The sequence below is a fragment of the Pseudonocardia sp. SID8383 genome (assembly GCF_009864975.1).
GTDB lineage: Bacteria > Actinomycetota > Actinomycetes > Mycobacteriales > Pseudonocardiaceae > Pseudonocardia > Pseudonocardia alni.
In genome coordinates, this window is sequence record NZ_WWFY01000906.1 from 1 (window position 1) to 496 (window position 496).

Below are 496 nucleotides of genomic sequence, written 5' to 3' on the forward strand. Positions count from 1 at the left end.
CCGGTCGTCGCCGGTGGGGGCCACGCCGGGCGCCGCGGCCGACGCGCGGTCCAGGAACAGCTGCTCGGCCGCGGCGGGGGACAGCGGCGCGAGGTCCAGCAGCTGCTCACCGGGCAGGTCGACCGGCTCGCGGCTGGTCGCGACCACCCGCACACCGGGGCACGCGGGCAGCAGCGTGGTGAGCAGCTCGGCGACGGCGTCGAGGACGTGCTCGCAGTTGTCGAGCACCAGCAGGCCGGGGGTGCCGGCCAGGGCGGCGGCGAGCTGGTCGGCGCCCTGGGCGGTGAGCACCCCGGCGGCCTCGGCGACGACCGGGGCGAGCAGCGCGCCGGAGGTCCCCGGGGCGAGGTCGGCGAGCTCGGTCCACCACACCGGACCGCCCGCGTCGGCGGCGACGGCCAGCGCGACGCGGGTCTTGCCCACCCCGCCGGGGCCGACGACGGTGACGAGCCGGTGGGCGTCGAGGGCGGCGCGCAGCCCGGCGAGGTCGTCGTCG

1 pseudogene is annotated in these 496 nt (G+C 80.0%); it reads right to left on the reverse strand.

Features of this window, described 5'->3' with window-relative positions:
* Positions 1-496 (reverse strand): annotated as a pseudogene (locus GTW08_RS32555) (AfsR/SARP family transcriptional regulator); the annotation flags it as partial.